The organism is Kibdelosporangium aridum (genome assembly GCF_900176515.1).
GTDB classification, from domain to species: domain Bacteria; phylum Actinomycetota; class Actinomycetes; order Mycobacteriales; family Pseudonocardiaceae; genus Kibdelosporangium; species Kibdelosporangium aridum.
On sequence record NZ_FWXV01000002.1, the window covers coordinates 1,830,850 to 1,855,678 of the forward strand.

A 24,829-nucleotide genomic window follows, 5' to 3' on the forward strand; every position below is an offset into this window, starting at 1 on the left:
ACAATGCTGGAAACCCGCGACCTCACCATGTCCTACGGCGAGCGGACACTGTGGACTGGCCTCGACCTGACGTTGAAGCCGGGCCAGTTGACGGCACTGACCGGCCCAAGTGGATCCGGAAAGTCCACTTTGCTCAACTGCATGGGGTTGCTGGAACAGCCGACCAGCGGCGAGATCTGGTTCGACGGGCGTGAACTGACGCGGATGCGGCCCGGTGCGGTTCGCCGGTTCCGCCGTGACCACTTGGGTTACCTGTTCCAGAACTACGCGCTCGTGGAGAACGCGACCATCGCCGAGAACATCGATGTGGCGCTGAAGGTCCGCGGCCGTCGCGGCAACGCGGCGATGTCGGACGCCCTGGAGCGAGTGGGGCTGGCCGGCCGTGAAGACGACCGGGTCAGCCGGCTTTCCGGCGGTGAACAGCAACGGGTCGCGTTGGCCCGTCTCATCGTGAAGGAACCGAGCCTGGTGCTGGCCGACGAACCGACCGGCGCCCTTGATCACGGCAACACGGAGATTGTCGTTTCGTTGCTGCGCAATCTGGCGGACAGCGGTGCGTGCGTGGTCATCGCCACGCACGACGACTGGGTCCGTGACCAGTGCGACGAGACCGTCTCATTGGAAGCGCGAGGGACAGCCTCGCGCGTCGGTGTCGGCGCCGCACCGCGATAAGCAGCAAGAAGCCCGGGCCGCTGTGAGGCCCGGGCGTTCTGGTGCTTGGTTACGCGGCTAGCTTCGCGTAGACGATGACGTTGTCCTTGTAGCTGTGAGCTGCTTTGTCGAAGACTCCGCCGCAGGTGATCAGGCGTAGCTCTGACTCCTGCGTCGTGCCGTAGATGGCTTCTTCGGGCAGTTTTTCCTTCGGGACCTGCTCTGTGCGGGTCGCTACGAAACGCAGTTCTTTGCCGTCTTCGCGCTTCACGAAGATCTCGTCGCCGGTTTTCAGCTCGTGCAGCTTGTAGAAGATTCCCGGCTTCTTGTTCCCGTCGACGTGGCCAAGCAGGATCGCCGGGCCGGGGTCGCCGGGGACTTGGCTGTACTTGTACCAAGCTGCTTGCATCGGCTGCTCGACCGGTGGGACTTCGATCGATTTGTTCTTGTCCAGGCCCGCTTCGACCAGTGTCGACTCCGCGGCGATCTTGGGGATTCGCACGTTCGTCGGCTTCGCCCGTCCGTCCTCCGTTGTCGCTGCCGCGACGGCAGCGGAGGACGTGGGGGCGGGTGGCGCAGCGGGAGGCGCCGGGGATGAGCCGCATGCGGCGATGGCGAAGGTGAGGGTGGCCGCTATGAGGCCACCCATCAGCTTGCGGTGCATCAGACCGTCTGCAGTGCGGTCGCGCCGCCGCCGGTCTCGATCTTGCCCTTCGGCTTGACGACGCTCTTGCGGCGCACGTCATCGCTTGTCGGCGGCTTCGACTGGACCGGTGCGTCCGCGGTCACGGTGAACGACGTGGTCAGCTTCTGCGAGTCGCACGAGGCCGTGACGGTGTGCTTGCCGGGTGCCGCGTCCTCTTTGACGATCGCGCCGATCGCGGTGATCGGGCCGTCCTCGAAGCGTGACTCGGCAACGATGTTCAGCGCGTCGGAGGCGAAGTTGCTCACCTTGCCCTCGGGGCAGAACACGACGATCGCGACAATGCCGCCGCGGCCGGCGGACTGCGGCTCCACGGCGATGTCCGCGGCGGGCACGGGCGGCGTCGGCTGGTCGTCGTCGATCTTCTTCTGCGCCTTGGTGATCGCCGCGTCCGCGGCCTTGCTCGCCTCGTGGGCGCGGTGCATGACCTGACCGACCGCGATCCGGTCCTGGTGCTCCTTCAGGTCAGGGCTGTCCAGGAACGCCTGCAGCTCCTTGTCGAGCGCGTCCGCCGCGGCCTTGACCTTCTCGGCCGCTGCCTTCGCCTTCTGCGCCTCGGCTTTGCTGGTCGCCGCGTCGACCGCCTTCACTGCGTCCTTCAGGTCGGCTTCGATCTGCTCGACGCGCTTCTTGTACTTGGCGATCCGCTCTTTCACGTCCGACTGCGGCTGCTCGGCGCCGGTCTCCGGCGTGCCGGTGGCCGGGGTGGCCAGTGCTGCCGGGGCTGCCAGCACGGCGGCGGAAACCCCGATGAGGACAGCGCGCGACAGCAGGCCCATCGACTTCTTCAAGACTTTCTCCCCTTGTTACGCATAACAGCGAAAATCCCCCGAATGCCGCTCAGCTAACCCGAGGACGGCGTTTTCGCCAAGCCGGTTATGCGTGAACAACCTCACCGGAAGAACCTGTAACAAAAACCGGATCCCAAGGTCAGGGGCAAAATTTTACGCAACCTCGTCACGGCGCGTGCTTACTATCTTCGCCTTCCGCAGTCGTCCTCGCAATAGCCCGTTGGCGTGGCACAAGATCACAGCGGTGAAGGCGAGGCAGAGCCAGCTGAACCAGTCGCCGAAGCGGGTATAGACGGTCGCGCCGGGACCTAGTGGAACGTCTGAAATTACAGTCGTGAAGCCAGTGCTGCCCGTGGGCTCGGATGCGATCACGCGGCCATAGCCATCAGCGAGCATCAGGTTGGTTTGCCTGCCGCCCCAAGCGATGGCGACGCCGTTCTCCACGCCGCGAAGCAGGGCGGTGCGACTGTGCTGCCAGCCGTTTTCGTCTTCGTCCGAGGCGGGAATGGCTAACAGCCGAGCGCCTGCGGCGGCGTAGGTGGCGCTGGGATTGCGGTGGTTTACGTCCATACAGATTGCGATGCCCACATGCGGTTTGGCGAATGTCAGGGAATCACCTGGCGGGCTCACGGTGTCGTGGTGCTTGAGATATCGGGCCGCTCCCGGGAACGTCAACGCGTAGTTGTACTTCGCGTCTGTCCATTCCGCGTAGCCGACCACGATGGTGAAGCGCTGCGCGAGTTCTTCCATTGGCGGAATGAGGGTCGCCGGATCTGACGAGCCGAAGGCCGCTTCGGGCAAGACGACGGTTTGGACGCCGTCGGGCAGTGCCTTGAGTTCAGCGACGTAGGCGTCGAGAAGTGAACGGTCGGTGCGCAGATCGGCGGCCCAGCCTTTCTGGCCGCTGGCCACCAATGCCACTCGTTCAGTCGGACCAGACGACATTCGTATCGCACCGAAGGAAACGACGATCAACCCGACACCGCAAGCAATCAGGGCACTTCGAAGCCGCAACGTGGCGATCGCCGCTGGGATGAACAGCACCAGGAACTCGACGCCCATGGCCCCTGTCACCGACGAGACCTGCAGAAGCAAGGGGAAGTCCGCCTGGGTCGTCGCCAACGTGCCCTGGACACCCATCGGGTTGGACACCCACACCAGGTACACCACGGAAATCCAGGCCGCTGGTGCCGCGAGGGCCGCGAGCACAGGGCTGCGGTCGCGCAGCCGATGGAAAAGCCATGTGCTCAGGCCGAATGCCAGCGCTGACCCGATGCTGATGACCAGTCCCCAAGGCCAGAGCGGCATGTCGTGCGAGTCGGAGTAGAAGACCCAGCTGTTGGTGGTGCCCAGCAAGTAGGCGACGGCCCCGGCGCCGAACGCTTTCCAGCCGGATAAGCGTGGCACCAGCACCGGAATCGGCGCGAGCCAGGTCAGGAGCGGAATCGGTGTCAGCCCGGTGCCGAAGAAGAACAGTGCACCAGAGGCGAGCACGCTAACGAAGGCCATTGAGGACCCTTTCGACAGTTCGCTTGCACAGCGACCGGAACTCCTGCTCCGGCAACGTGATCCGGCCGCCGTGGTACTGCTGCAGCAGGCCCATGACCGGTGTGGTGATCGCCAGCGTGACTTCGAGAACGTCGTCCTGGCGCAGGACTCCGTCGCGCATCCCGCGCGACACGGCTTCGAACACCGGCGCGAAGGCCGGTGATCCGCCTTGCCGGAAGTCCGAAGGGAACTGGCGAGCATCTGGCCGCTCTTCGGTGACCAGGTACTTGTACAGGTTCGGTTTGCCGAGCGCGAAGTCCAGGAAGAGGTCAAGCAACTGGTCCGCGCGCGCGGCGAAGTCCAAGCCGGGGGCCCACTCGCTCCACGAGGCGGTCTCCTCGGCGACAGCGTCGTGGACTGTTTTGTGCAGCAAGGCTTCCCTGTTGGGGAAGTGCCGATAGGTCGCCATCGTGGTGACGCCCGCGTCGGCCGCCACTCGACGCATCGTCACCGCCTGTGCGCCTTCGCTCAGCAGGATCGCCAGGGCCGCGGCGGTCAGCCGGTTCGGAGTCGGAGTCACGTGTACAACGTACACGTCGATGTGTACTGCGTACACCTTCACGGTCTGTGAGACCGATGCCTACGGTCGGTGTGATCTGCCGAAGCGCTGGCCCGAGTTATCACACTTCGGAAATTTCAAGGTCACGAGGCTTGCTACTGATCGTGTTCGCCAGGGAGCATGCAGCGGGTTCACCAATGGGGGCGAACGTCGGAGGCGGCATGCGCAAGATCGAGTTCGCCGAGTTGGGTGGCGGTCCGGTAGTCGACGGCAACGGCGTGCGGATCACCGGACGCTGTTACAAGGGCCCGGTCCGGGTCGGCGACTTCTTCACCGAGGCGCGCTGCGGCGGGGGCAAGTTCGACGTCGCACTGAAGGTCAGCGCCGTTGTCTACCACGGCGAGTTCTTCAACGAGATGGTCAAGGGACAGAGCGCCGAGATCGTGCTGACCGGCAACGGCTTCGAGCGGGTCACCGCGGGCGTGCGGCTGCGCGGCCTGATGCCCTGACTTCCCTGCGAATCGACCTCACCCAGCGCTAACTGGCTATTGACGTGGCCGTAGCGCATCTGTAACGCTCGGACTCCCGACCGCAAAAAAGTGACAACCGGCCGAAATATTGAGGACAAGCGGCCGGAAGATCCAACCTTCTCGTTTACCCCTGCCCCCGGACGAGAGGTCAGTCAGGCATGACCAGATCTCGGCTATCAGCCACATTGCTCACTGCAAGCCTCGCACTGTTCGGCGTGTCCACCCCTGCCGTCGCGGCGCCGAACGCGGACATCACAAGCAGCACCAGTGTCATCCACGACGGCGATCAGAACTCGTACTGGCAGAGCGGTGGCGCACCGGCGCAGATCGATCTCGGCCAGGCCAAGAGCATCTCCGGCGTCGTGCTCAAACTGCCCGCCAAGTGGGAGGCGCGGACTCAGCACCTGTCCGTGCAGGGCAGCTACGACGGCGTCGGGTACTTCACCATCGCCGCGGCCAAGGACTACAAGTTCGAGCCACGGGAGAACAACACCGTCCAGATTCCCTTTGGGGCCACGGTGACCCGGTACGTCCGGGTGGACTTCGCCGGCACTGACGGCGCGCTGGCCGAGATCGAGACCACGCCGACGATACTGGCCGGACCGAACCTCGCGCTGGGCAAAACCATGACTGCCAGCGGATCCGTCGGCGGCTACGGCCCTGGCGCCAGCAACGACTCGAACCAGAACACCTACTGGGAAAGCGCGAACAACGCCTTCCCGCAGTGGCTCCAGGTCGACCTCGGCGCGTCGATCAGCACGACCCAGATCGTGCTGAAACTGCCTGTCGCCAACTGGGGTTCCCGTACGCAGACGCTGACCGTCCAAGGCAGCGCCAACGGCAGCACCTTCACGGACATCGTTGCCTCGGCGGGTTATCAGTTCAATCCGGCGACCAACAACACCGTCACGATCAACTACACCGCAACGACAACGCGGTACCTGCGGCTGCACGTCACCGCGAACACGGGTTGGCCCGCGGGTCAGGTGTCCGAGTTCGAGGTCTACGGCCCCGACGGCGGTGACAACGAACCGCCGACCGCGCCGGCCAACCTCCGGTTCACGCAGCCGGGCTCCGGTCAGATCAACCTGCAGTGGAACGCGGCCACGGACAACGTCGGCGTCACCGGCTACGACGTCTACGCCAACAACGTCCTGCGTACCAGCGTGACGGGCCTGTCTTTCACGGACAACCAGCCGGACAGCGCGACTGTCACGTACTTCGTGCGCGCCAAGGACGCTGCGGGCAACCAGTCCCCGAACAGCAACAGCGTTACCCGCACGGGAACCGGCAGCGGAGCCACGAACCTCGCTGTCGGCAAGCCGATCACCGCGTCCTCGACCGTGCACACCTTCATCGCCACCAACGCCAACGACAACGACGTGAACACGTACTGGGAAGGCGCGGGCGGCTCGTACCCGAACACGTTGACCGTCCAGCTCGGTTCCAATGTGGACACGAGCTCGGTGGTCGTCCGGCTCAACCCGGCCACGATCTGGGGCCCGCGGACGCAGACCATCGAGGTCCTCGGCCGTGAGCAGAGCGCATCCGGCTTGACCAGCCTGGTGCCGTCGACGACGTACAGCTTCGACCCGGCGACTGGGAACTCCGTGACCATCCCGGTGGCTGCACGGGTTGCCGACGTCCAGTTGAAGTTCACCGCGAACACTGGTGCGCCCGCAGGGCAGGCCGCGGAGTTCCAGGTCATCGGTGTCGCGGCGCCGAACCCCGACCTCACGATCTCCGCCTCGTCGTGGTCGCCGTCGTCGCCGGTGGAGACGGACTCGATCACGGCCAGCGCGACCGTACGCAACGCTGGTGCGCTCGCCTCCGGTGCCACGGATCTGAACTTCTACCTCGGCACTACAAAGGTCGGCACCGCGCAGGTCTCCTCTCTCGCGGCAGGCGCACAAGCGACGGTCTCGGCGAACATCGGCGCGCAGACGGCTGGTTCGTACCAGTTGATCGCCAAGGTCGACGAGTCGAACAAAGTCGTCGAACAGAGCGAGGCCAACAACTCATTCACCAACGCGAGCTCGCTCACGGTCAACCCGGTCTCGAGCTCCGACCTGATCGCGTCACCGGTCAGCTGGACGCCGGACAACCCCTCGGCCGGGAACACGGTGAACTTCTCGGTCGCCATCAAGAACCAAGGCACCATCGCCTCGGCGAGTGGTGCGCACAACGTCACCTTGCAGGTGGCGAACGCGGACACGGGCGCCGTTGTCGCCAACCTCAGTGGCGCCCACAATGGCGTGATCGCTGCTGGAGCTACGACGGCGCCCGTGGCCGTCGGTACGTGGACCGCAGCCAACGGCAGGTACACGATCAAGACCGTGATCGCCAATGACGGCAACGAATTGCCCGTCAAGCGTGGCAACAACACCACTACCCAGTCGCTGTTCGTCGGTCGTGGCGCCAACATGCCGTACGACCATTACGAAGCCGAGACCGGTGTGCTCGCCGGTGGCGCGGCCGTCGTCGGTCCTAACCGGACAATCGGCGACCTCGCCGGTGAGGCGTCCGGGCGGCGTGCGGTCACGTTGAACAGCACCGGTGCCTCGGTGGAGTTCACCAACCGCCAGGCGACCAACACCCTGGTCACCCGGTTCTCGATCCCGGACGCACCGGGCGGTGGCGGTATCAACTCCACTTTGGACATCTTCGTCAACGGCACGTTCCACAAGTCGATCAACCTGACCTCGCGCTACTCGTGGGTGTACGGCAACGAAGCCAGCCCGGGCAACGATCCCGGCGCGGGCGGTCCGCGTCACATCTACGACGAGGCAAGCGTTCTGCTCAACAGCACAGTGCCCGCGGGCAGCAAGATCCGGCTGCAGAAGTCCGCGTCCAACACGAGCACGTACGCGATCGACTTCGTCGACTTCGAGCAGGTGTCCGAGACCCCGAACCCGGATCCGGCCAAGTTCGCCGTGCCGTCCGGTTTCTCCCACCAGGACGTGCAGAACGCGCTCGACCGGGTGCGGATGGACACCACGGGCAACTTGGTGGGCGTGTACCTGCCGAGAGGCGACTACCAGACCAGCAGCAAGTTCCAGGTGTACGGCAAGCCGATCCAGGTTGTCGGCGCGGGCCCGTGGTTCTCGCGGTTCCTCGCGCCCAGCAACCAGGACGGCACCGACATCGGGTTCCGGATCGAGGCCGCGGCGGGTGCCTCGAAGTTCTCCGGGTTCGCCTACTTCGGCAACTACGTCAACCGGATCGACGGCCCAGGCAAGGTCTTCGACGCCAACGGCGTCACCGGCCTGACGATCGACAACGTCTGGACCGAGCACATGGTGTGCCTGTTCTGGGGCGCGAACGTGCAGAACATCTCGATCACCAACTCGCGCATCCGCAACATGTGGGCCGACGGTGTCAACATGACCAACGGCAGCAAGAACAACCGCCTCAGCAACATCGACGCCCGGTCGACCGGTGACGACAGCTTCGCGTTGTTCGCCGCGACGGATGCGGGCGGCAGCGGGCAGAGCGGCAACGTGTACGAGAACCTGTCCTCCACCACGACGTGGCGGGCCGCGGGGCTCGCGGTGTACGGCGGGCAGAACAACACCTTCCGCAACCTGTACATCGCGGACACGTTGACGTACTCCGGAGTCACGATCAGCTCGCTGGACTTCGGGTACCCGATGGAAGGGTTCGGGCCAGGGATCACGTCGTTCGAGAACATCTCGCTCATCCGGGCGGGCGGGCACTTCTGGGGCGCGCAGACCTTCGGCGCGATCTGGATGTTCTCGGCCAGCAAGGTGTACCGCGGGATCAGGGTGTCCGACGTGGACATCGTGGACCCGACGTACAGCGGGATCATGTTCCAGACCAAGTACACCGGCAGCCAGCCGGAGAACCCGATCACCGACTCGGTGCTGACCGACATCTCGATCAGCGGCGCCCGGCTGTCGGGTGACCAGTTCGAGTCCAAGTCGGGCTTCGGCTTGTGGGCCAACGAGATGCCCGAACCTGGGCAAGGTCCGGCGGTCGGTGAGGTCACCTTCAACAACCTGCGGTTCGCCAACAACCATCAGGACATCAAGAACACCACGACCACGTTCAAGATCAATATCAACTGAGGGGTGATGACTCCGGGGCCGTACCGCCAGCGCCGGTACGGCCCCGGTCGCATGCCGTAGCATTCCGTTGACTGCATGCGCAACGGCGGCAATACCGCGCTGGCCACTGGCCACCGGCAATCGGGTCGATGCGAAGCAACGTCCGATGATCCACTCCACAACGTCGGTGTGACCAGTGCTAATGGGGGCTTGACGGGAGCACGCCGGTGCGCAGACTGGGAGGGCAGGACGGGTGAGGGGGTGCGTGAGGATGCCGGTGTCCTCCGTGGTGCGCAAACGGTGCCGTGATCTGTTACCAGAGGGGGAGCAGATCCGATACATGTTTCCGGCCAGCTCGGTGGCGGCGATGGGGGAGTACCTGATCGTGGTCACCGACAACACGGTGACGGTATTGGGTTGCAGATGGTTCAGCCGCCATAGACCGGCCGGGGTGCTGGCGACATATCCGCGGCGGACCAAGCTTGGGCCGGTCGAGTTGTACGGCTCGTTGTCGCCGACGGTCACCCTTGGCCCGTTGTTGCTGGAGATCGACGAGGAGTACGTCTCCGTTGTCCGTGCGGCGGATGCGGAGATCATGACCGCGGACTTCCTGCCGCCGGATCCGTTGCCGGATCTCTAGTCCAGTATTTCCGCCAGCCGGCGCGTCACTGGCCAGGCGCCTTCGGAATCGTTGGATATCACCGTGTACGTCAGGCCGGTCGCCGGTTTGTGTGTACTGCGGAATGACACGCCCGCGTCGTAGCCCTCGAGCATCACCGTGTGCTTTCCAGGCGGCAGCCAGAAGCCCAGCCCGTATTGCAGAGCTTCGTCGTGATCACTGCGTGGACGGGTCATCCTCGCCGCCCAATCGGCCGGCACGATCGCCCCTTTGTGCAGGGCGGACCAGAAGGCCGTGATGTCCGCTGTGGTCGAGTGGATGCCGCCGTCACCGTTGCCACGAACCGGTAGGTGGAAGATGTTGGTGCGATTGCCGACGTATCCGAGCGCGGTTCGCGGTCCCGGTTCGTCGCTCCGCAGGAATTCAGTCGACGTCATCCCGGCAGGCGTACACACGCGTTCTCGGACGAGGGTGTGGAATGGCGTACCGCTGACCCGTTCGGCTATCAGGGCGAGAACCACATAACCGCCGTTGCAGTACGCGAAATCAGTGCCCGGTGCGAACCGCTGTGGATACCCGTCCAGCACGGGCAGGTATTGCTCGGTGTCGGCGAGTTTCTCCGGAGCAGCCGGAAGCAGATAGGCGGCGATGTCGTCATCGGGATCCTCCTGGTAGTAGTCACCGATACCGGATCGATGGCCCAGCAGGTGTTCAACGGTCACCGCGTCGTCGATCAGCGGCAGGTCCTCGCCCAGCACCGATCGGGCCGTGGTGGCGAGCTCCAGCACGCCGTCGACGATCAGGCTGACGACCGTGAGCGCGGTAAATCCCTTGGTGCCACTGGCGATCGCGAACCTGGTGTCCACTGTGTTCGGGATCTGGTGACCGCGATGAGCGTAGCCGTAGGCCTTGGCGAATTCGATCCGGCCGGCACGGTCGACGGACACCACGCCGGAGAATCCGGTTTCGGCGGCGAGCTTCTCGATCTCTTCGGCGAGCACCGTCGAAGCCTAACGAGGCCGCGGTCAGTGCCGGCAATCACCAACGGGCAGCTATGTGGACAGTGTGACGACCTGGTTGCGGCCGTTGGATTTCGCTGTGTAGACGGCCGAGTCCGCGGTCAGCATCAGCTGTTCGAGGGACGTACCGCTGCTCGGGTAGATCGCCACCCCGATCGACGCGCTGAGGTTGGTGATCATCGACTCGCCGTTCTCGGTCGGCGCGAGCACTTCCAGCTCGGTCACCCGCTTACGCAGCCGCTCCGCGGTCGCCACGATGTCCGTCGGTGAGGAATCCGGGATCAGCACGGCGAATTCCTCGCCGCCGAACCGGCCTGCCGAGTCGTAGTCACGCAGCTCGTCCTTGAGCATTCGGGCGATTGCTTTCAGCACTTCGTCGCCAGCCAGATGGCCGTAGGTGTCGTTGACCCGTTTGAAGTAATCGAGGTCGACCATCAGGACACCGAAACACGACTGCTGACGCTCGGCCCGGGAAAGCTCGTTCTTCGCCGCTTCGTGCCACGCGGTCGCGTTCAGCAATCCTGTCTTCTGATCGGTAATCGCCAACTCTTCCAGTTGCTTGACCAGTACCGCACGGTGCAGCACGAGTAGCGGCGGCAGGATCAGCACGATCAGGTAAGGGACATTGTCCAACGCCAATGCGGTGAGCGAACCGAGGCACAAAGTGGCGATTTCCAGCGCCAGATCCGGCCACGAGACCAGTACATGGCTCGGCCGGCCGTGCAGCGAGGCGGCGGTGGCGACCAGGATGTTGTTGATCACCAGGAACACCAGCGTCGCGACGGCGATGATCACCGGTGTGGTGGTCGACGAAACCCAGCCGTGGCTCTGCTGGAGCATCCGGCCGGCGGTGTAGATGCCCCCGGCCGCGTACGCGCACAGCATGATCATCGACGCGGAGAACACCACGCGGTGGATCGGCCGGGTGCCCATCTTGCGTTGAATGCGCAGCCACAGGTGGCCGTAGACGATGATCACCAGCACTCCGGCGAGGCTGTACGGCAGCAGCAGCACACCGGCGAACACCCAGACCGACGTCATGTTGACGTGCGGCGCGTTGGTGATCAGCCGCCTGGCCTTCTCGATCTTCCGGCTCGCCTCGGCCTGCAGCAGTGCGAACCCGCACAGCACCGCGAACTGCCACCAATGTTTGGTAGTCACTTCGTCACGGAAAGCAAAAAACACCGTCAGTGCGGCTACAGCGAGTTCAATAGTGAGGAAAAACCGGACCAAGGCGCGGGGCTGCCGCCAAAGCGTCCACCCTCGAGGATGGAGGCTTCGGCTAAAGGGCCCGGCTGACCCGCTCAAAGTTCCTCCCCGCTCAGCCACTGGAACGTGGATGTCTTCAAGCTACACTCTCAATTGCCGAATCGATGCACGTGAAAGAGGTACCGGCCATGGGCGGGATCGAATACTGAAATCCTCACACACCGGTAGCGGGCTGTGGTGCGGTGGTGGCCCGATTCCAGGCCACCGCCGCCGGAATGGCGATCACCGCTCCCAGTGCTCCGGCGATGGCGACGGTCTGTCCCACTCCCACGTAGTCCGCCAGAATCCCGGCGATCAACACGCCGACACCTTGTGCGGTAAGCACTCCTGAGTTCAACAGGCCCATCACCGAGGCGCGGCTGTCGGCGGGTGTCGACGTTCCGAACGCGGCGCCGACAAGGACCTGGTAGGCGGTGAACATCCCGCTGACGAACAGGATCCCCAGTACCGCGAACAACCCTGGCCGCAACGCGCACAGCATGAGGACGATGCCGGCGAGCGAGGCCATCGGGCCGACCAGGCGCAGCCGGGTCTCCGCGGGGACGAACTTGGTCATCAGCCACGCACCGACGACCAGACCGGCTGCGGGAGCACCCATCACCAGACCGACCGTCTTGGTCGTCTCGCCCATTTCCGCGACCCACGCGGTCGCGAGTCCTTCCGGTCCGATGTAGAGGCCCGCGAGCATGCCGAGGACGAAGAGTGCCGGCAGGCCCGGGATGCCGGCGATCACGCGGGCGCCGTGGATCGACGAGGCCCAGAAGGCGCGTCGGGCGTTCGGATGCTGCGGCGCGGGACGCCACGGCACCATAAGACGCAGCAGCAGCGCGGACGCCAGGAACGTCAACGCGTCGACCGCGAGCGCGAGGTACGGGTTGATCAGCGCGACAACCACGCCGCCCAAAGCGAATCCGAGCAACTGGGCGGTCTGGATCGTGATGCTACGGATCGCGAGCCCGGCGACGTACGCCTCGCCGCTGAGCACTTCGGGCAGCAACGCCAGCCGTGCCGACCTAAAGGGACCGCCGACGAGCGAGACCCCAGCCATCGCCACGCAGACAACCGTGAGCGGCACCCCGGGCAGCGCCATCAGGATCACGAGGCTCGCCGAGAGCAGATCGCAGACGATCATGACCTCGCGGCGGGGGAACCGGTCGGCGAGACCGGACAGCAGCGCCGAGCCCAGAAAGGACGGCGTGTAGCTCAGCGCGATGGTCAACGCGGCCAGCGCGGCCGAGTTGGTTCGCGAGTAGACGAGGACCGCGAGAGCGACTCGCGCGAGCTGGTCACCGAGCTGGGAAAGCGCTTCAGCGGCCCACAGCGCGCGGAATTCGCGTACGCCGAAGGCCGACCGGAAGCCAGAACGCTGCGCTGCTTGTGTCATGTCGATACCCAATGTAGGTGCCGACGGTCACTAAGCCAATACCGCCTGGAATCGACGGCTCACGCATCTGATGGGTGCGATCACGCACCGTTGTCGAAAGCGGTACCGGGTCGGTGTCGGCGCACCGACCCGGTACCTACCTCCCTGTGGAGTGGTTCCGCCGCTGTCGTTGACCGGAGGCAACGGAACGGATACCGAAAATATGGCTCCAGCCACTAGCTCTGGCTCATCCGAAAGGGGTATCAAGAACACTTATGGCTGAGTTGGAGCTACGCCACCTGCGAGCGGTCTGCGCCATCGCCGAAGAAGGCAGTGTGACAAAGGCCGCAGCGCGGCTCGGGCTCACCCAGCCCGCGCTCAGCGCGCAGCTGCGCTCGGTCGAGCGCTTGGTCGGCGGGCAGTTGTTCGAACGCACCCCGGCGGGCAGCGTGCCGACGGATCTCGGGCGGTACGTGATCCGCTCGGCGCACGTGGTCCTCGACGACCTGTCCCAGCTGTTGTCCTCGGCGCGTGAACGCGCCAGCGTCCCGTCCCAAGGTCCCTTTGTGGCAGCGGCGATGCCCATGCTGTGGGTCAGCCAGCTCGTCGACGAGTTGCGCGCGCGGTTCCGGTGCACCGAGGTCCGGACCGAGATCGACTGGTCGTGGCAGACGTTGCTGGACATGCTCGTGTCCAAACGCGCCAACCTGGCCGTGTTCGACTACTTCGAAGGCGTCGACCGCAGGCACCTGACCGGAATCGAAGTACGGACCTTGCTGCACGAACCTCAGTTCGTCGCGGTCTCCGCGGAGAGCCCGCTCGCCGCATACGACGTCGTGCCCCTCGCGGAGTTGGAGAAGTACGACTGGGTCGCGTTGCCCCCGGAGTACGACAGCGCCCGCATGCAGCTGCACACCGCTTGTGCCGCGCTGGGGTTCACGCCTCGGATCACGCACCACGTCATCGAGACAGGCAATGCGCGGGCGTTGGTCGCCAGCGGTGCGGTGTCGTTGGCGTCGCCCGCGTCTCGTAACTGGGACGGGATCGCCATCCGTCCGCTCGTCGGCGACCCGATCTCGATCAGGATCATGGTCGCGACCCGGACCGACGGCCTGGTCGCCGGTCGGGCTCATGAGGCTTTCGCTTGTGCGGCGCATGCGTATCGGGCCGTGGTCGACCGCAACCCGCACTTCACCAAGTGGTGGGCCGAGCATCCGGAGGCACACGTCGAGCTGGACGCCGCGCTGCGGCTGGCCCGGCCGAGTACCCCGCAATAACCCGACCGATAAAACGTGAATATGGTTCATGTGGCGGCTTACGGGAAGTCACCTCGGCCCGGTATGCACAGCGCATGCGCAGAGTTGCCGTAGTCACCCTGCTGGCGACGGTAAGCATGACCCTGGTCCCCGCCGTCGCGCAGGCCGCGTCGGCGGTGGGGCCGTGGAATCCCGTTGGCTCCGATCGGGCTCGCCCGCTCGACGAGAGCCAAGGCCTCGCCACCATTGTCCGTCCAAACGAGACGATCATCCGCTACACAGGCGTCGGCACCATCCCCGCTGGAGTGTCGAGTCGCGGCTGGAACCACGTCGGGGACCCGGGTGCGGGCCACGGCTACTACGTCGAGCCCTATCAGCGCGATGACCGCGGTGCCAAGCTGTTCCGTGTCCAGGCGCCAAACAACCAGTGGTCGGAGTACACCCACGCGCTGGAGTCATGGGAGGCCACCAACAACTCCTTCTCCGCCGTCTCGCCGGACGGCCAGTGGATGGTCGCGGGCGAGTGGGGAACGATGAGCCGCTTGCTCGTCCATCCCATGCCAGGCATCAGGTTCACGACTCCGGGCCAGAACTTGCCGTTGGCCGGTCAGATCCGGCTCGACCGGCCGGTACGGGACGTCCAGGGCTGCGACTTCACCGCGCCGACCCAGCTGCTCTGTGCGTCCGACGACCCGGATGGGACGTTGTTCGGCATCAAGAAACCCTTGCTGCAGGTCGATTTGGCGTCGCCGCTGAACGGCAGTGACGTCGCGGGCAAGGTGACCGCACTCGGTCAGCTGCCGCTGGAAAGCGGGTGCAGCGGCGACTTCGAGGTCGAAGGCATCGATTACGACGAGCGCGACGGCACGCTGCGGGTGGTCGTTCTGTCGCCCAGCATCTGCCTGCTGTTCGACAGCAAGACCTGGCGATTCCGTAAATAGTTTTGACTCTCCCGTAACGGGAGACTTTAACGTCGCTCGCCGTCTGACGGAAAGGACGGCGAGCGATGCCACCGAAGAAACAAAGCCATCAGGTGACGATGGCGCTACCTGCTGGTGAGGCGCCGGTCGCCGAGCTCGGCAAGATGCTCGGCATGACCGGGGTCAACCTGGTCGCGCTGAAAAAGGAATACGACTCGCTGACCGCGGCGCAGCGCGGCGAAATCGTGCCCGCCGTGATCACGGTCTTCGACGACCGCTCCTTCGCGCTCAAACTCAAGACGCCGCCGACCTCGTTTCTGATCAAGCAGGCGTTGAACGGCGACAAGACCTTGAGCCGCGAGCGGCTGCGGGCGATCGCGGAGCGGAAATTGCCGGATCTGAACACCACCGACATCGAGGCCGCGATGCGGACCGTCGCGGGCACCGCGAGGTCGATGGGCGTGCAGGTGAGCTGATCAGCGAGGCTGGCAGGGCGGATCCGCCTTGGCAGCCTCGCGAATGACGTCGGCGAGGCTGCGGACCTCGATGCACTTGTCGTCGTTCTCCTTGACGATCTCGCGCCAGTCACGCAGATCGACACAGCCGTTGCGGAAGATGTCCATGGTGGACCTCGATCCTGCGAGCAGATCTCCGGTTAACCCGACAATAGTCCAGTTCTGCTGCTAGCGTCCGCCACTGATGAAACGATTGGCCTCCGTTTTGACCGCGCTGGCACTGCTGGGTGCCGGTGCGTGCGCGATGCATGTCGACGGTCAGCCGGTCGGCGAGAAAGGCGTCAACAAGGTCGGCGAAGGCAAGAAACCCGACCAGTACAGCTTCCCGGAGAACAATTCGGGTTTCGCCCAAGGCGAGATCGACCAGCCCGATCCGGTGCCGGGGTTCAACTGGCGGGGCTGGGACAAGCAGCCGAGCGGCCGGTGCGCGTGGGTCCCGGCCGGTTTGTTCGACGGCATCGCGGCCACGCCACCGGGCCCGGCAGGCCACTTCTGTTCGTTCTTCCTCGACCAGGCGGCCGGTGACGCCGTCCAGATCACCTGGGGCGGATCGTTCAACCCGTTCGACTACGACCCGGTGGCCTTCATGGAACCGGCGACGATCGCGGGCCTGCAGGCCAGGGTCTACGACCTGAAACGCAACCAGGACGCATACCCCGGGTCATGCCAGGTCGAGGTGAACACCCGGTCGGTGAACAAGGTCGACCTGCTGGTCTGGAACCAGAACAAGAAGCCCATCGACCGCGCGAAGAGCTGCCAGACCGCGAAGACGATCATGGAACGGATCGTCAAGGCGATGGTCCCGCTGGCCGGCGGCAAAGTCTGGGACCGGACGCCGCAGCAACCAGTCCGCGGCTCGGTGAGCGAGGCATGCAAGCTCGTCAATGACGTCGTCACAACGTACGCGGTCATCGAGATCGGCGACCGCAAGCACGTGCAAGGCAAGAACGACATGGGCACGACCTGCCTGGCGCAGACCGACGTGCGCAAAGCGGAGACGCTACTGACCAACGGCCCTGACCAAGGACTCGCTCAGGTGCACCCGGCCAAGGGCGCACAAGTGAGCGAGCACAAGATCGGCCTACTCCCAGCGCGCCAGGAGATCGTTGGCCTCGCCTGCGCGTACGCAGTCGAAATCGTGCCGGGCAGGCTGCTGCGCATCGAGTACCGCGACCATTTCAACAAGGGGAACGGCTGCATGTACGCCCGCACCTTGGCCCAACAAGCGGTCTCCGAACTGCTCGAGGACGTCGAGTAGATCAGCGGTTGGGACGCAGTGTCCAGGTCACGGTCACCTCGGCGGTGGTCGCGTCCTCGGCGTTGCGGATGGTGACGTGTACCGGGAATTCCGGCCGCGTGCCGTTGTCCAGTTCGGCGACGATCTCCTCGGCCGGGCGGCCGAGCACGGCCTCGGCGGTCAGGTCGCCCATCGCGACCTTCTTGTAGTCGATCTCCGAGCGCTTGACCAACGGCGTTGCCCGAGCGAGCTGGTCGCTGAACGACGCCAGCACGACCGCGCCCGACGCGGTCTCGGCGAGGCCGAACGCGACTGCCGCGTGCGCGCCGCCGACGTGGTTGTGGTTCGCCGGATTGTCCGGCAGCACTGTGACGACACGGTCGCTGGCGACATCCTTGAATTCGATGCCAGCGGTCTTGACCCAGGGCACGGTGCTCTTCATCGCTTCGCCGAGCATGCTCAAGTCCATGGCGTCGATACTACTCGTCAGTAACTTAGAGGGAAGATAGGATCTGCCACCGTGCATCAGCCCGCGATTAACGACCTCGCCACCGCGGACCCCGAGATCGCGGGGCTCGTCGAGCAGGAAGCCCAGCGCCAATACGAGAAGATCCGGCTCATCGCGTCGGAGAACTACGTGTCCACCGCGGTCCTCGAAGCGACCGGCACGGTGCTGACCAACAAGTACTCCGAGGGATACGCCGGCAAGCGGTACTACGAAGGCCAGCAGCTCATCGACCCGATCGAGAGCCTGGCGATCGAGCGTGCCAAGGCGGTGTTCGGCGTCGAGCACGCCAACGTCCAGCCGTACTCCGGTTCTCCGGCCAACCTCGCCGTCTACATGGCCTTCCTGCAGCCCGGCGAGACCGTCATGGGTATGGCGTTGCCCGCAGGTGGTCACCTCACGCACGGTTGGAACGTCTCCGCGACCGGCAAGTGGTTCCGCAGCGTCGCGTACGGCGTCCGTAAGGACACCGGCACGGTTGACCTCGACGAGGTCCGCGACCTTGCTCTGGCCGAGCGGCCGAAGCTGATCTGGTGCGGCGGCACGGCGATCCCACGCACCATCGACTACCCGGGCTTCGCCGCGATCGCCCAGGAAGTCGGCGCCGTGCTGGTCGCCGACATCGCACACATCGCCGGCCTGATCGCCGGTGGCGCACACCCGTCGCCCGTCGGGCACGCGCCGGTCATCACCACCACGACGCACAAGACCCTGCGTGGCCCGCGTGGCGCCATGATCATGTCCGACGCTGAGCACGCGAAGGCCCTGGACAGGGCTGTGTTCCCGGGCCTGCAGGGCGGTCCGCACAACCACACCACCGCCGCCATCGCGGTCGCGTTGGGTGAGGCCAGCAAGCCCGAGTTCTCGACGTACGCGCACGCCATCGTCGCCAACGCCAAGGCACTGGCCGAGGCACTGATCGAGCGCGGCTTCGACCTGGTGTCGGGCGGTACGGACAACCACCTGATCCTGATCGACCTGACCAACAAGGGCATCGCGGGCAAGCCAGCCGCGAAGGCGCTGGACCGCGCGGGCATCGAGCTGAACTACAACTCGGTCCCGTTCGACCCGCGCAAGCCGTTCGACCCGTCCGGCCTGCGGCTCGGCACTCCCTCGATCACCACGCGGGGCCTGGGCACCGAGCAGATGGTCAAGGTCGCCGAGTGGATCGACCAGGTCGTGCAGGCCGAGAACGCCGGTGACGAGGCCACGATCGAGCGAATCGCGGGCGAGGTCCGTGAGCTGCTGGCCGCCTACCCGATGCCGGGCTGGCGCTGACGTACGTCGGCTGACGTAGCCGAGAGGCCGTACTAAGACGGATTGTTGTCGCGCCGGGCTAGGCCAGGCTGACAACCATGATGATTACGACAGCAGTCATGGTTGCCGCACTGGTCGCGCCCGGCGCGGCTGTCGTTGAAGCGCAAGAGGAAGTACGTGTCCACACCGGTGTCATCGACGGCGCGCAGTACCGCGTCGAGGTGCCGTCGAAGTGGAACGGCAAGGTCCTGATCTACAGCCACGGGATTTACCCGAATGGGTACATTCCCGAACAGATCGAGTTAACCAATCGGGTCGAAGCCAAGCCGGTGCTCCTTGAGCGGGGTTACGCGCTCGCGGCCTCGCTGTACTCGAAGCCGCACGGGCTGTCGGTCCGCGAGGCGGTCCACGACCAAGGCGCTTTGCTGACGTGGTTCACCAGGAATGTCGGTCAGCCGCGCCAGGTCCTGGCATGGGGAGCGTCCGGTGGCGGGTTGAACTCCGTGGTGCTGGGCGAGAAGGATCGCCGCATCGACGGCGTGCTCGCGATGTGCGGGCCGGTCGCGGGCGGGACCGCGCTGTTCAACCAGTTCCTCGACATCGGGTTCACGGTCCGCACCCTGCTCGCGCCCGAGCTGGAGATCGTCCGGATCGCCAACCCCGCAGCCAATCTGACCAAGGCGCACGAGGTCGTCAACGCGGCCTTGGCGACTGCGTCCGGGCGGGCCCGGTTGGCGCTCGCGAACTCGTTCGCCAGCGTTCCTGGCTGGTCACGGACCCATCAGCCGCGGTCGACCGACGTGGCGGAGCAGATTCGCCAGCAGACCCGGTTCGTCGCGGGCGTGTACGACGACTTGATCTGGGGTGACCTGCGGTCGGACGTGGAGATCACCGCGGGCGGCAACCCGAGCTGGAACATCGGGGTCGACTACGGGCGTGTGCTTTCCCGTGCCAGTGAACGGAATCTGGTCGAGCAGGCGTACCGCGAGGCGGGCATGAGCCTGGCCGCCGACTTGGACAAACTCGCTGCCGCACCACGAATCACCCCCGACTGGCGTGCGGTCGAAACGCTCACGCGCCTGGGGACACCGATGGGGCGTGGCAAGGCGCCGGTCGTGACGCTGCACCCGGTCGGCGACGGCGTCGCGCCGGAGCACGAGCGGACTTACGGCGCTCGCGTTGATTCGTCGCGGATCAGGCAGTTGTACGTGAACCGCGGCGGGCACTGCATGCACTCGGCCGCCGAAGAGCTCACTGCGCTGGGTGTGCTCGAGCACAAGGTCAACACCGGACGGTGGCCGGACGCGTCGCCGGAGGCGCTGAACGCGACCGCTGGCCGGTACGGACCTCAGTTCGGCGGACTGTTCGACTGGCTGCACAACGAGTTCGGTGTCGTGCAGCCCGCCTTCGTCCGGTTCCAGCCCGCGTACTTGCCGCGCTAGATCAGCCGCGCGGTCAGATCCGGCGTGGCCATGTCCGGGTCGAACGGATAGAGCGGACGGACGATCTGCTTGTGCCCCAAGCGGAGCAGGTCCTGATCGACACCGCCTGGAGTCAGTGCCAGCAACCAGCCATTGGCCAGGTTGTAGAGCTCTGGCTCCAGGTATCCGATTTTCACCACCGTCAGGTCGGCATGTGCCGGATCAAGGTCGAGGTCCGTGAAGTCCTTGACATGGTGGTACGGCTTGCGGCGCTCGGTGATGATCACGTGCAGGCCGCCGGACTTCACCACCACGATCGTGCCGCCGACCGGATCCTCGTGCACCTTCACCACCGTGCCGGACAAGGGAACCGGGCCGGCCGGGCCGGAGTCGATCTTGCCGCCGACCATCAGCTCGACCTCGCCGCCGCCCTTGGCGATCGCGACGGACTCAGGGTCCACGATTGAGGCGTAAATGATTGTGTGCGACTTATATGCCCGCAATACGCGAAGAGTCCAGGAGACATCGCCCGCTCCACCCGCGGTCGGGTTGTCACCGGAGTCGCTGATGAAGAACGGTCGCGCGTCGCTGGCCAGGCCTTCGCGGATGCAGTGATCCAGCGATCCGGTCGGCGCGACGAACGCGAACTCGCTGCGGACCCGCCAGTAGTCGTTCGCCAGCTTGGTCGCCTGCCGCTGGACGAGCTCGGCGTCGTCACCCATCACGACAACCGCCGCCTGGCAACGAGGTTCGTCCGCCCACGCGTAGCCGACCCAGATCGAAGCATCCAGGATCCCTTCCATGGCTTCGATTTCCTCGATCTGACCGTACAGGCTCTTGGCCGGTTCGATGCGTGTGCTGGTCTTCTCGCCGGGCAACAGGACCGGGACCTGTACCCAAGCCAGGTGCGGCTTCCCGCCCTCGTGCAGCCGGGCGACGAGGTTACGCGCGGCCCTTTCCTTTGTCTGCCAGGCATCTTCGTGTGGCGCCATGCGGTAGCACGTGACCAGGTCGAGGTGCTGGACGAAGTCGTACGACACGTTGCCGTGCAGGTCCATTGAAGCCGAGATCAGCACATCCGGTCCGACGGCGGCGCGGACCGCTTGTGCCAGATCGGCTTCGGCGTCGAGCATGCCGACCACACTCATGGCGCCGTGGATGTCCAGCAGCAGCCCGTCCAGCGGACCGGCTTGTCCGATCCGGTCCAGGATTTCGGCTTTGAGCTCGTCGTACACGTCCTTCAATACGGCTCCGCCGGGCAATGAGACCGCGTGCAGCAGCGGCACCCACTCGACGTCCAGCGTTGAGTCCTCGGTCCAGGTGTAGCGGGCGAGCAAGTCCGCGCCCCTGGTCACCCGGAAGTCGGCCATGCCGGTGCGATGCGGTGAGAACGTGCTGCTCTCGATGGCGATGCCAGCGATTCCGATACGCACGGGCTAGTTCCTTTCCTTGCGGTGAACCTGGTGCAGCGCAAGCATTCCGGCACCGAGCGGGCCTGCGTCCGGACCGGCCTGCGCGACCGCGACCTGGAGATTCTGAGTGGCCATCGGCAGGCAACGTTCGTACAGAGCGCCACGGACGGCTGCCACGTACGGCTCCACGGATGAAAGGAGGCCGGTCAGCAGCACTGCGTGCGGGTTGAAGAAGTTGACCACTGTGGACAGTACTTCGCCGAGATGCCCACCGGCTCGCCGTACCGCTGCTGTCGCTTGTGGCTCGGCGTCGTTCGCCAGCTCCACGAGGTGCCTGGTGTCGCGTGCGCCCACGCCTCGTGCGATCGCGGCGCCGCTGGCGATGGTTTCGAGGCAGCCGGTATTGCCGCAAGCACAGAGGTTTTCGCCTGCGGCTTGCACGCGGACGTGGCTGACGTCGCCGGAAACCCCGTTGGCGCCTCGGTGTACGACACCGGAGACGATCACGCCGCAGCCCACGCCGGTTCCGGCCTTGACCACCACCAAGTGTTCCGGGCCGCGGTTTCGGGTGTGCAGTTCGCCCAGCGCCACCACGTTCGCGTCGTTGTCCACCGCGACAGGGATGTTGAGCCGTTCGGTCAGCCAGTCCCGTACTTCGAAACCGTGCCAGCCTGGCATTCGCGCGGGCCGCTCGACTCGTCCGTCCTCGAAGTTCACCGGTCCGGGCAGGCCGACGCCGAGTCCCAGAAGCCGTTGCCCGGCAAGGATTTGCTTCAGGTCGCCGACGATCTCCAGCAGGCCGGTCAGACAGGCTTCGGGACCTTCGGTGATGTCCAGTTCGGTCTCGGTGAGGTGCAGGCGTTCGCCGGACAGGTCGTACGCGGCGAGCCGCACATGTTGGGCGCCGAGGTCCGCGCCGACCACGTAACCACCGTCGCCCGCCGGTTTGAGCACGCGGGGTTTGCGTCCGCCGCGAGATGGGCCTTCGCCGGTCTCGGTCAGCAGGCCTGCGTCGATGAGTTCCTGGACGCGCAGCGAGACGGTCGATCGGGCGAGGCCGAGGATGCGCGCGAGATCCGTGCGGGAGGAGGCCTCGCCGGAGGACACCAGCCGCAGGATCTCGGCCGTGGACGCTTGCGGCATATGCCCTCCTTTGTTCGAAATCGAATCAAGTTACGCCGGAAACGTTATATCAACCCAGATCTTACGACGATGGGTCTTGTTTTTTGTTCATCCCAGGGATTAGCGTCCGGCAAATCACCGACCGACCCCGGGGAGGCGCGATGTCCCGCCGTTTGCTGACCGCTGTGCTCGCTGCGGCACTGCTCGCGGCAGGCTGTAGCAGCTCTTCAGGCTCTGGGCAGTCCACAGCCCAGAACGGCACGGTCACCTTCGCGTTGCCGCCCAACGCGACCCCGAACTGGATCCTGCCGCTGAGCATTCCGGGGCATTTGGCAACGTACAACTCGAGCATCTACCAGCTGTTGTTCGTGCCGTTGATCACCTACAACGGCACTTCGGGCACGGTCGGCTTCGACGAGAAGGCGAGCGCGGCTCGCAAACCCGAGTACAGCGCCGACGGCAAGACCGTCACGGTGACCCTGAAGGACAACCTGACCTGGGCAGACGGCTCGAAACTGACCACAAGGGACGTCGAGTTCTGGTACAACCTGGTCAAGTACAACAAGACCGAGTGGGGTGGCTACGCCAAGGGGCGGATGCCCGACAACATGGTCGAGTTCAAGACGATCGACGAGAAGACCTTCCAGTTCGTACTGGACAAGCCGTACAACCCGGACTGGTTCACCGCGAACCAGCTGGTCAACGTCCGCCCGATGCCGCAGAAGGTGTTCGACAAGACCTCGGCCGACGGCGCGATCGGCGACCACGACCGCACCGAAGCCGGCGCCAAGCAGGTCTTCAGCTTCCTGGTGGGACAAGCGAAAGACCTGCCGACCTACCAGACCAATCCACTGTGGAAAGCCGGAAACGGCCCGTTCGCGGTGCAGGAGTTCACCACCGGCGGCCAAGTGACCCTGGTGAAGAACCCCAAGTACACCGGCGACGACGCCGCCAAGGTCGACAAGGTCGTGTTCAAGCCGTTCACCAGCGCCGACGCGGAATTCAACGTACTGCAGACCGGCGGAGTGGACTACGGCTACCTGGCGTCGGCCAACCTGAACCAGCGGTCCTCATTGGAATCGAAGGGCTACCAAGTGCAGCCGTGGAAGGGCTGGGCGATCACGTACATCCCGTACAACTTCAACAACCCGCAGGCCGGCCCGATCTTCAAGCAGCTGTATGTGCGCCAGGCGATCCAGCACGCGGTGGATCAGGACTCGATCGTCAAGAACATCTGGCGTGACATGGCGGTCGCGGGCTACGGCCCGGTCCCGCAAGACCCGTCGTCACCGTTCTTGTCGGACACCCAGAAGAACAACCCGTACCCGTTCGACATCGCCAAGGGCAAAGCTCTGCTGGAGTCGCACGGTTGGACGATCGGTGCCGACGGAGTGGCCGCGTGCACAGACCCCTCGCGGTGCGGAACTGGGATCTCGGCCGGTACGCAGCTGAAGTTCACGCTGCTGGCGGAAAGCGGCTCCAAGGAGACCGACAACATGATGGCGGAGCTGAAATCCTCGCTGTCCAAGATCGGCGTGGCGCTGGAACTCAAGCAGGCACCGCTGAACACGGTGCTGGGCAACAGCAAGGCCTGCCAGCCAACGGCGCCCGAGTGCTCGTGGCAGATGTCGTTCTTCGGCACGCAGGGCAGCTGGTACTTCAACGCGTACCCGAGCGGCGAGCGCATCTTCGGCACGGGTGCGACCTCGAATCTCGGCAGCTACAGCGACCCGAAGGCCGACGAGCTGATCGCCGCCTCGACCTCGACCGCCGACCACGACTCGATCAAGGCGTACGGCGACTACCTGACGAAGGAACTGCCAGTGATCTGGCTGCCCAACCCGGTGTACCAGATCTCCGCGGTGAAGAAGAACGTGAACATCGGCAACCAGGACCCGTTGGCAGCAATGCAACCCCAGCGCTGGACGGTTTCATGACCCCCGGTCCGGATGCCCACCCCATCGCCACCCGATCTGCCGCCGCGACCCGATCTGCCGCCGCGACCCGAACAACCACCGCCACCCGAACAACCACCGCCACCCAAACAGCCCCCACCACTCCCGGGGGGCGACCCCGACGCCATTCTATCGGGATTGGCATGGTGGAAGGGGTTTTCAAGGGGCGA

22 protein-coding genes are annotated in these 24,829 nt (G+C 65.2%); 11 read left to right on the top strand and 11 right to left on the bottom strand.

The annotated features are described in order from the left end of the window. Positions 1 to 3 precede the first annotated feature (3 nt). The gene (locus B9C43_RS18290) at positions 4 to 672 is read left to right on the top strand and encodes an ABC transporter ATP-binding protein (RefSeq protein WP_084427769.1); all 669 of its coding nucleotides are present in this window, start codon (positions 4 to 6) and stop codon (positions 670 to 672) included. A 49-nt stretch (positions 673 to 721) separates the two neighbouring features. On the opposite strand, the gene B9C43_RS18295 is transcribed toward B9C43_RS18290, so the two are convergent. From B9C43_RS18295 to B9C43_RS18310, 4 genes are all read right to left on the bottom strand, one after another. Next, entirely contained in the window at positions 722 to 1,315 is a 594-nt protein-coding gene (locus B9C43_RS18295) for a class F sortase (RefSeq protein WP_084427771.1), read from the bottom strand. Next, positions 1,315 to 2,145 carry a hypothetical protein gene (locus B9C43_RS18300; protein ID WP_143446389.1) on the bottom strand — a complete coding sequence of 277 codons (831 nt, stop codon included), beginning with the start codon at positions 2,143 to 2,145 and terminating at the stop codon, positions 1,315 to 1,317. The genes B9C43_RS18295 and B9C43_RS18300 overlap by 1 nt, the downstream gene beginning before the upstream one ends. 153 nt (positions 2,146 to 2,298) lie before the next feature. Next, positions 2,299 to 3,654: a nitrilase-related carbon-nitrogen hydrolase gene (locus B9C43_RS18305; RefSeq protein WP_143446390.1), complete on the bottom strand. Its 1,356-nt coding sequence runs from the start codon at positions 3,652 to 3,654 to the stop codon at positions 2,299 to 2,301. After that, positions 3,641 to 4,213: a TetR/AcrR family transcriptional regulator gene (locus B9C43_RS18310; protein ID WP_033390012.1), complete on the bottom strand. Its 573-nt coding sequence runs from the start codon at positions 4,211 to 4,213 to the stop codon at positions 3,641 to 3,643. Before B9C43_RS18310 ends, B9C43_RS18305 begins: the two co-directional genes overlap by 14 nt. Positions 4,214 to 4,413: 200 nt before the next feature. Here B9C43_RS18310 and B9C43_RS18315 point away from each other — a divergent pair, with 200 nt between their 5' ends. The 3 genes from B9C43_RS18315 to B9C43_RS18325 all read left to right on the top strand — a co-directional run bounded on the left by B9C43_RS18315 (position 4,414) and on the right by B9C43_RS18325 (position 9,429). Further along, on the top strand, positions 4,414 to 4,701 hold the full coding sequence (locus B9C43_RS18315; protein WP_143446391.1) for a hypothetical protein: 288 nt from the start codon (positions 4,414 to 4,416) through the stop codon (positions 4,699 to 4,701). Positions 4,702 to 4,880: 179 nt separating this feature from the next. Next, positions 4,881 to 8,810 carry a discoidin domain-containing protein gene (locus B9C43_RS18320; RefSeq protein WP_084427777.1) on the top strand — a complete coding sequence of 1,310 codons (3,930 nt, stop codon included), beginning with the start codon at positions 4,881 to 4,883 and terminating at the stop codon, positions 8,808 to 8,810. 250 nt (positions 8,811 to 9,060) lie between these two features. Next, complete coding sequence (locus B9C43_RS18325; protein WP_084427779.1) at positions 9,061 to 9,429, top strand: hypothetical protein; 369 nt, start codon at positions 9,061 to 9,063, stop codon at positions 9,427 to 9,429. Here the strand turns inward: B9C43_RS18325 and B9C43_RS18330 are convergent. From B9C43_RS18330 to B9C43_RS18340, 3 genes are all read right to left on the bottom strand, one after another. Further along, positions 9,426 to 10,409 carry a serine hydrolase domain-containing protein gene (locus B9C43_RS18330; protein ID WP_084427781.1) on the bottom strand — a complete coding sequence of 328 codons (984 nt, stop codon included), beginning with the start codon at positions 10,407 to 10,409 and terminating at the stop codon, positions 9,426 to 9,428. The two genes, B9C43_RS18325 and B9C43_RS18330, sit on opposite strands and share 4 nt — an antisense overlap. A 51-nt stretch (positions 10,410 to 10,460) precedes the next feature. Then, positions 10,461 to 11,588, bottom strand: a complete 1,128-nt coding sequence (locus B9C43_RS18335; RefSeq protein ID WP_235038671.1) for a GGDEF domain-containing protein — start codon at positions 11,586 to 11,588, stop codon at positions 10,461 to 10,463. Positions 11,589 to 11,850: 262 nt separating this feature from the next. Further along, positions 11,851 to 13,080 (bottom strand): MFS transporter, encoded by a 1,230-nt coding sequence (locus tag B9C43_RS18340; RefSeq protein ID WP_033390010.1) that lies wholly within the window; start codon positions 13,078 to 13,080, stop codon positions 11,851 to 11,853. A gap of 254 nt (positions 13,081 to 13,334) precedes the next feature. On the opposite strand from B9C43_RS18340, the gene B9C43_RS18345 reads away from it, so the two are divergent. The 3 genes from B9C43_RS18345 (at position 13,335) to B9C43_RS18355 (ending at position 15,711) form a co-directional block, all read left to right on the top strand. Continuing rightward, positions 13,335 to 14,336, top strand: a complete 1,002-nt coding sequence (locus B9C43_RS18345; RefSeq protein WP_084427783.1) for a LysR family transcriptional regulator — start codon at positions 13,335 to 13,337, stop codon at positions 14,334 to 14,336. 74 nt (positions 14,337 to 14,410) lie between these two features. After that, a complete protein-coding gene (locus B9C43_RS18350) occupies positions 14,411 to 15,256 on the top strand; it encodes a hypothetical protein (protein ID WP_084427785.1) in 846 nt (281 codons plus the stop codon). Positions 15,257 to 15,321: 65 nt separating this feature from the next. Beyond that, positions 15,322 to 15,711, top strand: coding sequence for an uL11 family ribosomal protein (locus B9C43_RS18355; RefSeq protein WP_033390015.1), 390 nt, complete (start codon positions 15,322 to 15,324; stop codon positions 15,709 to 15,711). Here B9C43_RS18355 and B9C43_RS56725 read toward each other — a convergent pair whose 3' ends face one another. Continuing rightward, positions 15,712 to 15,858, bottom strand: coding sequence for a hypothetical protein (locus B9C43_RS56725; protein WP_160096559.1), 147 nt, complete (start codon positions 15,856 to 15,858; stop codon positions 15,712 to 15,714). Between the two features lie 76 nt (positions 15,859 to 15,934). Between B9C43_RS56725 and B9C43_RS18360 the strand changes: the two genes are divergently transcribed. Beyond that, the gene (locus B9C43_RS18360) at positions 15,935 to 17,008 is read left to right on the top strand and encodes a hypothetical protein (protein ID WP_143446392.1); all 1,074 of its coding nucleotides are present in this window, start codon (positions 15,935 to 15,937) and stop codon (positions 17,006 to 17,008) included. A gap of 1 nt (position 17,009) precedes the next feature. Here the strand turns inward: B9C43_RS18360 and B9C43_RS18365 are convergent, their stop codons facing one another. Beyond that, positions 17,010 to 17,456, bottom strand: a complete 447-nt coding sequence (locus tag B9C43_RS18365) for a DUF4442 domain-containing protein (RefSeq protein ID WP_084427789.1) — start codon at positions 17,454 to 17,456, stop codon at positions 17,010 to 17,012. A 51-nt stretch (positions 17,457 to 17,507) separates the two neighbouring features. Here B9C43_RS18365 and B9C43_RS18370 point away from each other — a divergent pair, with 51 nt between their 5' ends. Both B9C43_RS18370 and B9C43_RS18375 read left to right on the top strand, forming a co-directional pair. After that, a complete protein-coding gene (locus B9C43_RS18370) occupies positions 17,508 to 18,770 on the top strand; it encodes a serine hydroxymethyltransferase (RefSeq protein ID WP_084427791.1) in 1,263 nt (420 codons plus the stop codon). Positions 18,771 to 18,847: 77 nt separating this feature from the next. Beyond that, on the top strand, positions 18,848 to 20,191 hold the full coding sequence (locus tag B9C43_RS18375) for a hypothetical protein (protein ID WP_235038672.1): 1,344 nt from the start codon (positions 18,848 to 18,850) through the stop codon (positions 20,189 to 20,191). On the opposite strand, the gene B9C43_RS18380 is transcribed toward B9C43_RS18375, so the two are convergent. Both B9C43_RS18380 and B9C43_RS18385 read right to left on the bottom strand, forming a co-directional pair. Continuing rightward, entirely contained in the window at positions 20,188 to 21,603 is a 1,416-nt protein-coding gene (locus B9C43_RS18380) for a M81 family metallopeptidase (RefSeq protein ID WP_084427793.1), read from the bottom strand. The genes B9C43_RS18375 and B9C43_RS18380 overlap by 4 nt on opposite strands. Before the next feature lie 3 nt (positions 21,604 to 21,606). Then, the gene (locus B9C43_RS18385; protein WP_084427795.1) at positions 21,607 to 22,725 is read right to left on the bottom strand and encodes an ROK family transcriptional regulator; all 1,119 of its coding nucleotides are present in this window, start codon (positions 22,723 to 22,725) and stop codon (positions 21,607 to 21,609) included. A gap of 140 nt (positions 22,726 to 22,865) precedes the next feature. Here B9C43_RS18385 and B9C43_RS18390 point away from each other — a divergent pair, with 140 nt between their 5' ends. Further along, entirely contained in the window at positions 22,866 to 24,641 is a 1,776-nt protein-coding gene (locus B9C43_RS18390) for a peptide ABC transporter substrate-binding protein (protein ID WP_084427797.1), read from the top strand. The last annotated feature ends 188 nt before the right edge of the window (positions 24,642 to 24,829 follow it).